Consider the following 16,383-nt stretch of genomic DNA (forward strand, 5'->3'; position numbering starts at 1 on the left):
ATGTTCTCACTGATAAATGAAAAATTACAAGCGCTATTACTGACGCTGGTCGTTTTACTATGCAGCCTGACTATCGCCACTGCGCAGCAAACGGATGGTAGTCTTATCGGTAAGGTGACCGACAGCACCGGCCTCGCACTGGCTGATGCTACCGTAATCGCAAAGCACCAGCCTTCCGGTACGGTGTACAGCACGCGTACGGATAAACTGGGGAGTTTCTATTTACCCGGACTTCGTATAGGCGGCCCCTATATCATTACTGTTAGTATGGTAGGAAGAAAAACAGTTAACAGGGACCAGGTGACTGTTCGCCTGGGAGAGCCTCAACAGCTCAACTTCTTACTGACAGAAGAACAAAAACAGTTGTCAGAAGTGGTGATCACATCTGCCAATACAAAAAATAAAGCCAATACCTACGGGGCCGGACAAAACATTACCCGCTCACAGATCAGCAGCCTGCCCAGCGTCAGCCGCAGTTTGCAGGACATGACCCGACTGGTGCCGCAAGGCTCAAAAGATAACGCTTTCGCAGGTACGAACTTCCGTTATAACAACATCACCATCGATGGTGCGGTGAATAATGATGCGATAGGCTTCAGTCCCTCCGCAGGTGGTATTACCGGTACTTCCGGCGCGCCTGGATCCAGTACCCGCACCAACACTATTTCCCTGGATGCCATTGAAGATATGCAGGTATACCTGGCGCCCTTCGATGTGAAGATCGGTAACTTCACCGGTGGTAGCATCAATGCGGTAACACGCAGCGGTACCAACACCGTAACCGGGTCTGCCTATGTTTTTGGCCGCAATGCCGCCACTACAGGGAATGATAAAACAGGGTCTTTAGGGAAGATGAACAACGATTTTTATGATTATCAGGCTGGTGTCAGACTGGGATTCCCGATTATAAAAAATAAATTGTTCTTCTTTACCAACGAAGAAATTACCCGCCGCCAGGACCCCGTGCAGCTCATGGCCGGACAGCCGGAAACCGCACAGATACTCAGTGCGAAGGATGCCACTGATATTCGTGACTATACACTGAACCACTACGGTAATGTCTTTGATCCGGGTACCGCCGGCGCCTATACGAGTTATTCTCGGTCGGAGAAATTTTTCAACCGTCTCGACTGGAATATTAATGCGCATAACCAGCTGGCTATACGAAATAATACCATCTTCTCCCGCGCCGTGAATATGGACCGCGACCAGATGGATTTTCGCTTCAGCTCCATGGCTTATAAACAAACCAATAATACCAGTGCCACCGTTGCGGAACTCAAGTCTTCCCTGAAAGGAAATTTTTCCAACAGCCTGATAGTGGGGTATACTACAATTCACGATTACCGTGATCCTTTATCGGACCCGGCTTTGCCGCAAATTCAGATCATGGGCCGTACGCCAGGTACTACGATCTATATGGGTACCGACAGGGAAGCAGCTATCTTCAACATGAAACAGCGCACCTGGGAAATTACGGATAACCTTACCTGGCACCGTGGCAAACACACGATGTTGCTGGGTACACACAATGAGTTGTACCATATCAGCTATGGCTTTGTCAACTCATGGAATGGCCGCGTAGATTATTTAAGTATAGAAGATTTTCTGAATAATAACCCTTACCGCGTAAGAGGTAGTTACAACTATAACAATAACTCCAGGGATTATATCCTCACGCACCCGGAAGCAGTATTTGATGTAAATATGCTCAGTGCCTACTTCCAGGATGAAATCAGTGTTACAGACAGGTTCCGTATTACGCCGGGCCTGCGTGCAGACTATACCTTCCTGCCACATACGCAGCCGCTGAGCGATCAGGTGAAAAATGCCTATACCGATACCTATTTTGGTAACAGTTACACCTATACGCCGCTGAACCAGATCAGCAATCATTACTTGGATAAGGTGCAGTTGTCGCCCAGGATTGGCTTCCGTTACGACATGACAAAAGATGGGCAGCTGGTGCTGCGTGGTGGCGCCGGATTATTTACCGGCCGTATCCCGCTGGCATGGCTGGGATATGCCTTCTATAACACCGGTATCAACTATGGCGCCTACGATCAGAAGGCCGACCAGCAGCCGTTTGCACCAGGATCTGATCCGGTGAAGCCCGGTAAAAATGGTATCGCAGATTTTATTGCCGCAAACGGAACGGATGTTAACAGCGCTAAAGTCGGCAAAACGCAGGTGGATGTAGTGGATAATAATTTCGTATTACCGAAAGTATTACGCGTAAACCTGGCACTGGATTATACTGCGGAAAGCGGCTATAAATTCGGGATAGAAGGTTTGTACACCAAAACAATCCATGATGTATTTTTCCAGCAGGTGAATATTAAAGACAACCCGCGGTATTACGGCTTTGACAGTGCGCATCAGTTTCCTGTGTATAGTGGCAGTGTGGACCCACGTTTCTCCAATGCCTATGAGCTGAGTAATACCAACCTTGGCTACAGGTATTCGCTGACAGGTACGGTGAGTCGCCGTTTCAATGGTGGCTTCAATGCCTCGGTGGCGTATACCTATGGTGGCTCCAAAGATGCATTCAATGGTATCCGTAACTCCATGGAAAGCAACTGGCAGCTGAACCAGGCGCTGAGTCCGAATAACACCGGCCTGGCATGGTCTAACTTTGACATTCGTCATCGTATACTCGTCAACGTTGGTTACCAGCGTGCCTGGAACGACCGCTGGACAAGCCGTATCAACTTACTTGTGAGTGCACAGTCGGGCAGTCCGTTTACCTATGGTATCGTCAATAACAGTATGCAGGGCCTGCCGCAGCAGGTGAGTGTGGCTTATATTCCTAAAGAAAGTGAGGCGATTCGTTTCTTCCAGGACTATACCACTACTGCCGGAGCTGTTGTTACTGCTTCGCAGCAGGCAGCAGATTTCAACGCCTATATCGACGGCAACAAATACCTGAGTAGTCGCCGCGGCGCCTTTACAGAACGTAATGCGGGCCGCACGCCCTGGAATACTACCGCCGATCTGCACTTCGCACAGGAGTTTTATTTCTCGAAGAGTACCAGGTTTATTACCCTTACCATCGATATTATGAACCTGACCAACCTGGTCAGCAGTAACTGGGGCAGGGTGTATTTCTCACCAAATACCTTTAACTCTACTGCCAGCGTAGGCCTGGCGCCTACGCTGTTCCCTGTGAAACAGAATGCAGGTAACTATCCTGTATATACGTTTAGTAATCCGGGTAATCCCTATGCAATTGATTACCTGAATTCAAGGGTGCAGGGGCAGTTGGGACTCCGTTATTCTTTCTAAAAGTATAGGTAGAAAAGACAGGGTGTCAAAAGTAATTCCATTACAGATTATGTTTGCCGGATTTGCAACCGATACCTTCGGTATCGGTTGTTTTGTTCCGCGCTGCGCGCGGTGGGCTGGCGCCCGTCAAACAAACTTTTGACATCCTGTCTTTTGTATTAAAATGCCTTGTATTTTATCGTAATAACGACATCGGATATACGTTTTGCGAGGTCTGCATCAGGTATTGTCAGCGACCAGGATGCGTTGGGGTCTGTATCTGCCCCCGGAACGGTGAGTCCTTCAAAGGGGAGATAACGGCCGTCGCTGAATTCATCCGGGAAGATGCCCATGTCATCAATGCCCCTGGAGATAATTATCTGCTCGTTTAAGCCGTTATTTTTGAATGTCGCGTTAAATACCTCATACGGACTGATAACAGCAGGAATAGAAACAGAAATGGCATGAATTTTAAGTGTACCACTGTTATTAATCCAGGTATTATCCTTTAGGATTTTAAAATCGATTTTCCCTGTTTGCTGGAATTGCGTGAATAATGCAGCGTAGCGTTGTTTCAGGGAGATCATTATTTCGGCTTCCTGCCTGCGTTTGTTATTATTCAGGTAGGCGGCATTCAGGCGGGCCACGGCCAGCTTCAGTGTGTCGGCAGCCAGCAGTCCTTTACGCAGGCTGTTCCAGGAATTAGCCGGTATGAAATTGCTTTGATCGTTCAGTTCATAGGCATAGGCCGCCTGTAGCCGGTGCAATGCCGCCAGCGCCAGCTGGTACACTTTAAAATACAGGCTGGATAACTGTCCGCTCATCCAACCATATAAATCTCCGTTGGTGAATTTTTTATGCAAATAATCCAGCATTTCCCTGCTTTGCGTGACGGCCAGCTGTTGTTGCTGTAGTCCTGCCTGTGCTGTCAGTAAGCGTTTATTCGCGGCCGTTATATCTGCTGTTAACTGCGCCACGGTAAAGGCTACATCAGATTCGTTGAAAGTCCATTCTTCAGTCCGGCGTGTATAACCTGCCTTGGTGCTGGTAAGGCCGCCCAGGTGGTCTTTTACAGTAGCCGTTTCCGTTAGTATCTGGGCGGCGGAATCAATGGCAGAACCAGGATGTGAGCCGCCATCCGCAAATCCGAAAATGGTGGGGATCAAATGTGCGATGGTAGCACCTTCCCGCAGTGCGGCAGCACTTTCCTGCAACTGCATGGCTGTCTGCATCTCCTGGAGTGCTGTTGCCTCCTGTGGTATCAGTCCTTTAAGGATGAGATTACGGTAATGTTGCTGCTCATATTGTGCCTTATCCAGACTGGCCTGTAAGCCCAGTATTTCTGCTTCGGCAGCATCTATCTGCGCCTGATAATTCTGCACAATGAAATTTTCCATGTTCAGCTGATGGGTAGCCTGTAATAGCTGCAGCTTTTCTCCATCATGTTGCTGTAATATTCCCAGGAGCTGATTACCAAAGCCGGCGGCCATTTCTATCACGGATGCTGTTACCGGCAGCAATTCCCTGAACCGGTAAATGCCCGTATTTGTCTTCAGGTTACTGTCGTCATATGGGTTGATGCCTCCATGCTGCATGGCGAGTTTCAGTCTGCCAGGGTTCAGTGGAGTACCGTATTCAGATGGATGTTCCTGCTGGCCATCTATATTCAATCCGTTGCGTAGCTTGTGTAGTCTGTCATCCACGAGGCTCCAGAGGCCACTTAAATTCTCATCCTGTTGCCAGCTGAAAAAGTACTGCATTTTATCCGGGCCTATCGTATTGGCACAACGGTTTCCGCCACGGTAGCCATAGAGGAGGTCCAGTATGGCAGGAGCGGTGCCCAGCAGGTCGGTGGCTTCGAAATACAGCTGTGTGGCCATACTCAGACTTTCCCACGTTTCCTGGCGGAATTCATTATCTCCCCATTCCAGCACATTACGGATATATTGTTCTACTACCCATTTTTTCTCATGGGTAAAAGTATTGTCTGTGGAACTAAAGAATGGATAGAACTGCCAGGCTTGCTGTGGGTTGGCATTACCGGCCAGCGGATTGAAGATATAGCGGTACCAGTTCATGGCGGCTTCATTCCACAGGTTGTTTCGCAGGTACTGCGCTATCAGTGCCGGCGCATAGAAAAACAATTCGGTTGCATAGAAACCATCGGTGCCGCTGAAAAGTAGCTGGGTAGCATTTTTAATAGCAGGAAGAATAACGTTATGGCCTGTACGATAATTACTGTAATCATACACCGCGTCAGTAGCTAATGGTGCTGCCTGTAATGTGGTATCCAGCGAAGCTTTTAGTCCATGTACCCGGAAGTACTGCTCATATAGCTGCGGGAACAGATTGCTGATGGTGACCATGTTGAAAGTCGCCACAGCAAAGGTATTTCCAACGCCGGCGTTATTATACTGATCTACACCGAATACCATAGGTTCCTTGCCTAAGGTTCCTGAGATAAGGATACTGCCCAGGTTTGTATTGGCGAGCATGGCCTGCATGCCACGGATAGCCTGTACACTGTATAGTACCCAGTTGCTGCCATGGCCATTGCCCGACTGTGGCAGGGTATTGAGTATATCGCTGCCTTCCTTGTAAAATTCATCAGCAAGATAAAATGTGCTGGTGCAGCTTTTCAGTACATCAAACAGTGAAAAGCGCGGGTAGGAGGCAACTCCCGCAAGTATACCATTTTGTTCCCATGGAAACAGGTATATATTGTCCGTAGTTTTCAATATCTGCGGAGCTACCCGTTCGCTGATGATGCCAGCTGCACTCATGTAGCGCGGCGGAAAGACAATGGCTGCTTGTTTTGGCCACGCATCGGCCACTATTTTACAAAAATCATAATAGGCGGACGATATCATTGTTGCAGGCACTTTCATCGACGTATCCAGATTGGTACGTAACGGAATTAACGGCGACAGATATACGTAAAGCGTATTGTTGATGCATAGTGGCACCGGCTTCTGCCAGTATGGCTGATCTGGTGTGAGGAAGGATTTTAGCGGGGTGAGGCCTGCGTTTGTATTCATCAGTAATACGCGGCTTGTACTTTGGGCATCTTCCAGGTCCAGGTCAAACGGGAAGCTGTCCCATGTAGCCGGTGATTGCCAGTTGCCACGTGTATCCTGCGTGATATAGTTAATAGTAGCGGTATGAAGATGATATTTCTTATTTTCTTTAGAACCGGGATCAGTGTCTGTTTTGGTACTTAATACAGACCAGAAGATGAAATATTTATTGTAGATATAGATAATACTGGCTTGTGATGCAGGTATGTTAATATCCACGGCTATCCATGGTGTAGGATTTTTCAGCTCATTATTGGTGGCTACCACTTCGAGATAATAATACTGCTGATGGGCAGTATTGCTTTTTGCCAGGAAGGTGATCATAAATTGCTGATCGCGCTCCCGTAAATAATAGTAGGCATCTACAATTGTTTTGTCACTGAGCTTCAGCCATTCATCTATATAAAACCCGATGGCTTCCTGTGCTACTGTATTATCTACATCCTGTTGCTGCAAATGATTTTTAAAATTATTAAATACAGGAGTGGCATCTGTTCTGTTATCTATCTGAAAATATTGCTGCGGATAATGCAATAGCTTCTGTTCTGCCTGCCATATCCTATAATCCAGCAGCTGAGCCCATTCTTCAGCGGTGATGGTCTGTAATGCTTTGGCCTGCACCTGTTCCTGACCATTGCGGCAGCGTTGCAGGTATGACTGAGCAACATCCGTTGCTTCCCTTACCGGCGCGATGTCCAATGCACCACCGGCGGAAACATCGTTCAGGAAATAGTCAGATACATGCTCCCAGGAGGCAATATCGGGCCATGCAGTATGCAGGCTCCATAATACAATGGGCACAAGTATATTCCTGTCTTTTTCCAGCCATGCGCCCTGTTGCTGCCGCAAGGCGTTCTGGAGAACAGTGTTTTTTGCTGCCAGGCCGGTAAGATAGGATTCGAAGGCAGTGGCAATATTGGCCAGTTGTGTAAAATCATTGCTGGTAACGGCATGCAGGTAACCATTGATGGTAGCCGCTGACAAAGCAGCAGTGGTAGATATCCTGAAACATGTCGCCAGTCTGGAAAGCAGGTGGATACAGGCTATGCCGCCGGTACTGTCTGCGATATTCCATGCGGTGAAGAGCGATTGTATATCTGCTTCCTGCCAGGAGGTAATGGCTGGTAAGGATGTCAGCATTTCTTTTGCAGTGAGTGATGTCTGCTGCATCAGCGCCAGCAGTGCGGTGCGTTTCTCTGCAATGGTCTGCGTATATACTTCCTGTAAATATAATAACGGCAGTATATGGTCTACGCTGTATGCAGGTGGCGTATCCTGCACTGGCTGCTCCGTTGCCAGTTTTCCGCTGAAAGTATACACTACACCGGTATCTGCTTTAAACCGATCAGCCATGAATACATAAGGCAGCCATGCTTCCAGGAAGGTTTTTGCTTTGGTGATATCAGCAGGCAGATGGCTATTACTAAAAATTCCATTGACAGCCGCATATTCCGGAATACCAGTTTTTGATATATAACCGGCAAAGAGATTATAGGTGATATCTTCATTCACGCCCCAGTAAACAGACAATTCATGTATCCAATACTTAAACATCAATGCGGGCAAATCGGTAGTATTGGCATTGTACGTTACCGTCAGTTCCTGTAAAGATGTCTGCAATACCGTGAACCACTTATCAAATGCGTCGAACTTCGCTTCGGCATTACTGGCATCAATGAATGCCGGGATGTAGGTAGCCAGTGAACTGCCGGCATCCGTGAGTTGCTTTTGTAAGAGGCATAACTGGTAGATAACCGTTATATCAGGCTGTTGAATATGCTGGATGTCCAGGTATTGCTTCAGTTGCACCACGTTGATATCGAGGCCGGCGGCGATATGTACCAGCTGCGCGATCAGGCCGGGATAGGATGTGAGGGCGGTGTTTCCTGGTAGTATATACCTGAATTGTTTATGCAGTACTTTGGAAATAAAATGGTACTGAAAGAGTGGTTGCAGTTGTTTGTCTATATCGGCGGTGGTAAAGTTTTTAGTACCTGTTTGCAGTAGTACTTCATTCAGGGTTTTAAAGTCCCATCCGGTTTTGTCTGCCAGCAGCAGGAACATACGGATGCGTAGCAAACGTTCAACAGAGATATTCAGAAACGTTCCCTGCTCGCCCGGCTGCTTTTGTGGCTGGTATTGCAACGGGGGAGAGCCGGCGGTATTGTAGTTAATAAATAACTGCTCCAGGCTTTTGGTATCGGTGTTGAGATAGCCATTATATACCAGTTGGAGCAACTGGTCCGAGCTGAGGCCGGTACACATCATCAGCTGGTCAGGTGTAATCGTGGCCGGTCCCCATGTATCCAGACCGGTATCGGGATTGCAGAGGATGTATATATCCGTTGCCGTTAGTCCCAGTTCTGCGTACACGGCGGCAGGGCTATTATATCCATCTGCTGCAAAGTGGTAGGCCAGTTCATGCAGCGATAGGCCCAGTGCGTTCAGGCCTGCCCGTATGCCGGTTACCGGGCGGTTGTAGGGCACAAAGGAATTCTTTCCGGCGGCAGCCTGCTGCCAGGAAGGATGCTGTTGCGGGATCGTTTGCCAGTTGTCTAAAGCAGCAGGACTAACGAGGTGCGCGAGTAATGAATTGATGACGCCCTGCAGGTAAGGCTTTACGCTGTTGGTGGTGTCTTCGTTGAGTTGCAGTTGCGCGATGTCCGGCCTTCTTTTCAACAGGGCAAGTACATCAATGAGTGGTGCTATTTTTTTGGGGTCCACCACGGTATATATCAGGTACAGGAGATAGGCGTCAGGCCCATACATGCTGTAGGCTGGTGTAATGTTGTTGAAAGTGGTTTCAGGAAATAAGGTCATGTAACTGACTTCTTCGTTAAATGCTTTTGACATATAATGCTATTTGAATGCTTTTTGGGTAGATGGATATCTTTATCTGTTTATCGGTGGAATAATAGTTTTCTTTGTGGGTTAGCGATGTAAATACCTTCACGGAATTTTCTGTTCGCAAAAGAGAAATGGTAAACCCCAGTAACATTATTATTTGCGTCCCATTGAGGAATAGACAGATGATGTACCTCGTACTTACTTGCCCGCTTTTGTGTTCTTCTTTCATATGCTGTCTTGGTAAACTGGTTTACTTTTGAATTTTCGGCGATCAGGTTTGTTTCTGTGTCAATCTCTTCATGTTTATTGCCACTTTGCCAGATCAGGTGTCCGCGGTCATGTATTTCAGTATTCAGGTTGGGCGGCATTTGTTTGTCAATGGGCTGTCTATCGGCCTTTATTTGGGCTGCAGGAAAAATTTTTCCATAGGCATAGAAGATTTTTCTGCCCGTATTGTTATCTATTGTAATATTGTGTGAATAAAATTCCTTATTGAAATCTATCAGATTCGTTACCTCATCTATTTCTGTAGTATTAACTAAACTTTCATTAATCCCTTTCTGATCCTTCATTTTTCTTTTGATGAGTTGGCCAAAGTCGCCGTTGTCTGTTTTTAGTATCTCGCGTTCAGTAACTTTAGCAACGATTCTGTCATAGCCGGTAAGGCCTTGGGCTGTCGCTATTGCTGCTGCCCGTTCTTTCGTTTCTATTGCTTTGAGTCGTAGTGAGCGTGTGGGAGGCTTGACGAATTTTCGTTTAGGCTTTTTAGGCACTGTTCCTTGCTGCTCCGCCACTATCCTTTGTTGCATTACTGCGGCGGTAACTGGTTTTTTAGTACTACGCGCAGTAGTTGTTTTTCCTTTTCTGCCGGCGTTTTTAGCAGGTTGCCTCTTCGCATTTCTTTTTTTTGTTTTGTTTTGGGTGGCAAATCCCAGCACATCAATATTTCCCACCGGGTCATTGCTCACAAACGCATAAAGATTGAGTCCATCAACGGGGCCGGCAGGATCAGGGCGTGTCCAGCGGCATAGCCATGGCGCATAGTAACGATAGCCATAGTAATACAGCCCGGTGAACAGATCTTTTTCCTGCTGGGAATATCGATATTCACGGGTGCTGTCCAGGTGCGCAGGATCGTAGCTGTAAACGGTTTCTCCGAAAGGATTGTACTCTTCGTAGCTAATCAGGCCTCCGTCTATATTTGTTTCCATAGAAAATACAGTAATATTTTCTACCTGCTGAAAACGATATATCGCCGGAGCAGTGATCTTTGTAGTAGCTGGCACCGTAAAATACTGCAGCAGGCAATCCCGCTGACTGGCGCCACCAATGGATATGCTGTGCATTGTATTACCGGTAGTGCTGGTAGTGCGTTGGTAGGTGCCGGTATATCGTTTATCCGTAAGGGTGAGCAGTTTTCCGTCAGCGTCATATTTCTCTGTCACTTTTCTTACCCGGATACCATTGCTGTACACGTAATACTCTGCGTCTGCCAGACCATCTTCCCTGGCTACAACTGTGGCGGAGCTGACGTTGCCGGTTATATTCCAGCTAAGGGTACTGCTATTTGTATCTGCCGTATTTTTCATATAGCCGGCAGCGTTATACGCTATCGTGAAATTTTCCTTACCAATAGTTAAACCGGTAATACGGTTAGATTTGTCCGCGATCGTAAATTGTCGCGTAAAACCATTGGCGCAGGTACGTTTAAGCTGCGTGAGGTTATCGCTTTTATCGTATTGATAGTTTTCTGTGTACTGCTCCAGTGATGCCAGGGAGCCTTTTTGTAGTTGTAGTCGACCGGTGGCAATGCGTAAACGATAAACGGCATCGTAGGTCCAGGAGAATACCGGATTTACCTGCTGATTATTAAAGAAGACAGATTGCTGCTGCGCATTCAATGCGGAGGTAACATGCCCCGCAGGATCATGCCAGAGCTGCAAATCCTGTATCAGCGTTCCATTGCGCGTACATTGAATGCCGGCCACTTCCAGCGTCAGCGGATCATGTTGCTGTTGGGTAAGAATATTATTCGCATAACTAATATGGGTGAGCAAACCATTGGCATCTACCTGTACATTAGTTAAAACAGGCTGTATACTACCTGTGCCCTGTACCTGTACCCCCGATTTCCGGCAATACCCCAGCGTACTATAGGCCCAGCTGCTGACCGTACCATCAGGCGCTGTACTCGATAGTAGCTTCCCCGCTGCATCATGGGTGTTAACGGTGGTGAAGACTTCCGCTTCCAGCATGTCATCAGAGAGTGTATGCCAGTCAGACGCCTGTTTATAATCTTTTTTGAAACGGAAATGCTCATTTACCGCGAAATGATCAAACGTCAGGGCATCTACGTAGGAAAGTCCGCCGTCGTTGTAATGCTTCCATAAAGTCCCCATCATGTTCGCTTCCATCGCTGCCGGATGATGCTCTCCATAGATTTTAATATCTACTGGCTGATTTACTGCAGGACTATACCCCGCGGGCGTCTGCACCGTAATACTTACCTGGCGTTGCAGGTTGTCGTAGGCAACTGTATGTTTGATACCCAATGCATCCCATTGAGAATGCTTCAGACCATGCACATTCGTATAGCCGTAGGTGATACCACTGTCGCTGCTATTGGTGTAGAAAAGCCCGGTGCTTACGGGATAAATATGTTCAATATTATAGGTAGCATTATTTTGTTCGGTGAAACGTGCATCCTGCTGCCACAGCAATCTTCCCAGTATATCAAACGACTGCCGGCTGACTTCCAGGGCGGGAGCTGCGGCGTTAATCTCTGCGGCCCCCAGCCTCGTTTGCTGCCAGTTGATAGGGGAGGTTTTACCAGAAGTATTATCCGCAATACTTAAAATGGCTCTTCCTAATCCATCCGACACAATGGTCGCTGGCGTATTGTAACAGGCTACCGCTTTTGTAACAGCGTCTTTCTCCTGCGGATTGTTATTCCACGCACCACTTTTATAATAAGGCGATTCGAGAATAGTATCATTTTCATCATAATCCCTGCTTTCCCATGCATTCAGCACCTGGCTGGCGGTTATAAACCCTTTAGGCGTAAGGGTGGATAGCAGTCTGCCGGTAGCATCATAGGTGAATTTTGCCGGTGTGGGCAGAATCCTGCCATCCCAGTCTGCGTTGTAAGTCCAGCTGTCGCTGAAATAACCCAGGTATTGCTCCTTAACGTTTCCTGCTGAATCATAGGTTACACGGCCGGAAGTCATCCACATGGCGCCCGTTTCTCCTTTAAAGGCTTTAGTTTCCAGGTGCCGGCCCAGTCCATCCGAATAGGATACCGCCCGTTGTACGGTAGTATCTTCGGCAGACTTGTATTCCGTGCGGGAAAGGACCATGGTAAAGCCGGGCAGCCACTGGCCATTATGCTGAGTGGCAAACTGATAATACACAAAGCTGGCAGCACCTTGCAGGTAATGCAGTGGATGGGCCATCACATCGCCGGGATCAGTGACCGGTTGCTGTTTAAAGTCTTGCAGCGGTTGGTCGCCGCTTTTACGAGATTTATCGATGGAAGCGGTGGCAATGATTTCGCCGCGGGCATCGAACAGTGCCTCGTTGTAATTGCCGTTGATATCTGTGATCCGGTAAGGCTGCATTACCCGGTAATCAATCGTAGCGCGGGTAGTGAGCGATATCTCTTTATTCAGCCACTGACTGCTGGCAATTGCGTGCAGGAAATATATATCATGGGTGATTTGGGTAGATGTATAAAGTGTATCTGTTATATCGACCCAATCATATTGCAGTTGTTTTAGCAGGCAGAAACCAGGTAACGCTTCATAGGTAGCACGCGCAGTACGAGTCCACCAGAGGCCGGCGTTATCCCGCCAGAAGCCCGCTGTTGAGAGTTCTTCGGGGTGTCCGTTGCCTGGTAGTATTTTATTGATATCCGTATCATCAAAGGCTAGGGTGGCGGTGTATTGCTCCAGTAAAACGGCGGGCAGTGGCATGTCTTCCTGCCATACGGCCAATTGTTTTTCGTCGGCCCAATAGTATTGGTGGTCGCAGGAGAGGAGGCGGGCGGCCGTTGTATCTCCTGGTATTCCTGAAGGCGGCAGCCGGTGCAGAAATCCTTTGTCATCGACTAGTTGCTGCTGCAGCGCTTCGTAGCGATAAATACCGTCAGCAGCAGGTGGGATACCGGTGATTTCAAACGACTCAACGCGTAACGGTACACCTATCCGGCGCGGTAATCCTGCGGTATCCTGGTTTTTTAACGTATAGGCATTACCGGTACAGTATTGTATGGCCTGTTCAGGGATCAGTGGGGTACGTCGCGGGTAGGTCAGACTGGCACTGCAAAGCGTATGTGTATATTGATCGGCCAGTAATATGCATGCATGGTGAATCAGCGGGTCGTCTGCACGTCTTTCGTAATTGAAGGAGACCGCCTGACAATCATAGCTGCGGTATACAGCCTTGGTGGCCTTTGTGGCTGGCTGCGTGCAGATCAGCTGCCAGCTGCTGCTTTCGGCGGTGAAAGGGCAGCTCATGTCATCGAGGCCATATGCTTCTTCATGCAGTATTTTTCCCGACAGGGCAGTTAAATCTTTCTCCTCAGTAATGCTAGCGGGGATAAGTTGGTAGTCGTTACCGCCATTAAAAAACTGCGCCTTCATCTTGTCTTCGTCCAGGCCATTACCCAGGTGAAACCAGGTTTTTGTCAGCGTGCCCGGAGTATCTGTTGTAATATCTTTTCTGGTAGTGCTGCCAAACCCGAAAAATCCATGCGATACCGGATCATAATAGCCATCGCGGTAACTATAGGCAACGCCGTAACTGGTGCCGGTGACCAGGTCTGTTGTTTGTTCTTCCGCCACTACTATGACCGGGAAGGGCAGCCTGGTATACCATGGCTCGACCAGCGAATATTGCAGGGAGCTTTTATACCGGATATCATGCGTCAGGGCGTTACCGGATATCCTGCTTAAAAGGAAAGGTTTGTGGCAAAAATCATCTGTTTTACCATTAAATTCATAAAAATAATGTGCGAGATCCCTGAAATTGCCATCATAAGTATGGGGGCTCAATTTAGACAATACCATACAAATATTACCTTTCCCGGTGATGGCAGTAAACCGGATCTGGTCTGTATCTGTCCATTCCAGCCCATTTTGAAAAGTAAATTCCTGCGGCGTAGAAAACGCCAGTCCGCCGTGGTTGAAACAAACAGTGATCCTGTCTCTAAAAATATAAACGATATCACTTGTGCCGGAACCGCTGACATCCGCCATTAGTAGCCGTTGTTGCAGGTTAATGTGGTACCCGGCGGTTATTGGCAATGACTGCGTAATGGGCGCACCGAAACGGCCATAACCTAAACAGGGCCATACCGTCAGCGTGTTGCCGGTGATCTTCACCCGATGGTTCATGCCATCACCGAAAATATTTTCGAAGCCATAATATATGTAAGGGTCGGGGAGTTGTTCCTGTTCTACAGCGTGGATATTCTCCAGGGACTGAAGGTCGGTACTCATACCTTCGAGCCCCAGCGACGCACGGTAGTGTAATGCCTTTGGCGTGATAAGCAATTCATCTGCGCGACTGGTGCCACTGAAGTCCAGCCGCTCCGTATAGCCGGCCATGTTATCCAGACTTATCTTCGGCATAGCCGTAAAGGGTTGCCATTGTCCCTGTTCATTCTGGGCATAGTAGCCGCTATAATGATCGTTGCTGTATTCCAGTTGAAACTGGCCGTTGCCTTCCAGGGAAACAACCTGCATGGGCAGGGAAGGGTCGGCAAAGCCGTTGGGCGCAGTGAGACTATCTTTCGGGACTTCATAAACACCATTCCCTTTTGCCCTGTAAAAGTAGAGGGTGTCTGCATTCCGGTAGAGCAGTCCTGGAAGCCCGTCGCGGTGAAGGTCCAGCAGGTGCAATGGCTGATTGAATATGGCCCCCTTGTCGTCCATAATCGGGGTGAATGTCAGCTGTTGCTGGCCGAAGGTGCTGAAATCCAGTAATATCGGTGGAAGTGCCTTTAATTGGTATTCATTTTCTTTGGTCCTGATGGCGCCATATTCCGTAACGCTTTTCAGTGTAGTGCAGGCCGCCGCATCTTTAACGGCAGTATAATCCATCTGCCACAGTGCGGTGATGCAGTTTTGTCCGGCGGTAGGTTCATCCGGGAAATCGTGTACTACTATGATATGCTTTACCAGGAACTGCGTATAAACGGCAAAACCTGCACGGTAATTACAGTTGATGTCTGTGCGCTTAGCTGGTATTTTCGAAGCTGCTGTAAACAGAAGGCTGTTCTCATTAAGCTGTACATCCAGCTGGCCGTAATCTATCCAGGCTTTAAACGCAAAAATATCATCTTGTCCCGGCTGGTGGTAATTGCCATAGGCAATACCGGTCATATAGATATTGGCATCCTGTGGGTCCAGCTGTGTGTAGGTGTATTGTATCATATTTCCGACGGCATCTGTATGTCTGGCGGCATACCAGGCAAAGATGTGGTCGGGATGCTGAGGGTCTGCAATGCGGGACGCCGGGGTGTCACCGTAAATGATGGAGGAATTGTCATTGAAGGTAACCTTCCAGTAAGTATTATTTTGGGAACTGTATCGCTGAATCAGGCTAAAGGTAGTCTGAAACCTTTCCAGGTAGGTATCTACTGTTACCAGTACACCATTTTCTGTGATGGTGGCCGTGCCGGCAAACACCAGTTCTGTATCATCAAGCGTATATATGTCTTCGTTGTTATAGCGGGGATAGGCCCTATTGGTTTTTATGCTGATGCAGGATTCGTTGAGATGAAAGCCCATACCCAGTATACCATCACCCGCTGCTGAACTGTAGCCGATATCCAGGGAAGGAGTTAGTGCCCGCGAAGCAGGTAACGGTATGGGGATGGAAAAACCTGCGTTGCCGGTATAGGCATTGGTGTGGTAGTGCTCATCTGCGGCCCTCACTGTACCGCCGGCAGCAGGCAGAGAAATGTCAGGCACCTTAACGGTGTTGAGCGAAGAAGTAGCTTTCATATAAAAAGGGAAGGACTTAGTAATGCTAAAAGTACCATGAGCCCGCTGGTTTTACAATGGTGGTTTTAGCGCAATGTTCCGGCGTGTTTTCACGGTTAAATGTCGGGGGTTTCAACAAGATTTACTGCTGTAGTTCTGGAGGAATAACGGTATGTAAAATAGAAAAAGACCGCACGGGATATTTCCTG

At 48.0% G+C, this 16,383-nt stretch carries 3 protein-coding genes; 1 reads left to right on the top strand and 2 read right to left on the bottom strand.

Annotated features, from left to right (window positions below):
• Entirely contained in the window at positions 1–3,285 is a 3,285-nt protein-coding gene (locus tag F3J22_RS18210; protein WP_167019373.1) for a TonB-dependent receptor, read from the top strand.
• 158 nt (positions 3,286–3,443) lie between these two features.
• On the opposite strand, the gene F3J22_RS18215 is transcribed toward F3J22_RS18210, so the two are convergent.
• On the bottom strand, positions 3,444–9,194 hold the full coding sequence (locus F3J22_RS18215) for a neuraminidase-like domain-containing protein (protein ID WP_167019374.1): 5,751 nt from the start codon (positions 9,192–9,194) through the stop codon (positions 3,444–3,446).
• Positions 9,195–9,241: 47 nt separating this feature from the next.
• A complete protein-coding gene (locus tag F3J22_RS18220) occupies positions 9,242–16,195 on the bottom strand; it encodes a SpvB/TcaC N-terminal domain-containing protein (RefSeq protein ID WP_167019375.1) in 6,954 nt (2,317 codons plus the stop codon).
• Positions 16,196–16,383: the final 188 nt, after the last annotated feature.

This window comes from Chitinophaga sp. Cy-1792, assembly GCF_011752935.1.
Lineage (GTDB): Bacteria > Bacteroidota > Bacteroidia > Chitinophagales > Chitinophagaceae > Chitinophaga.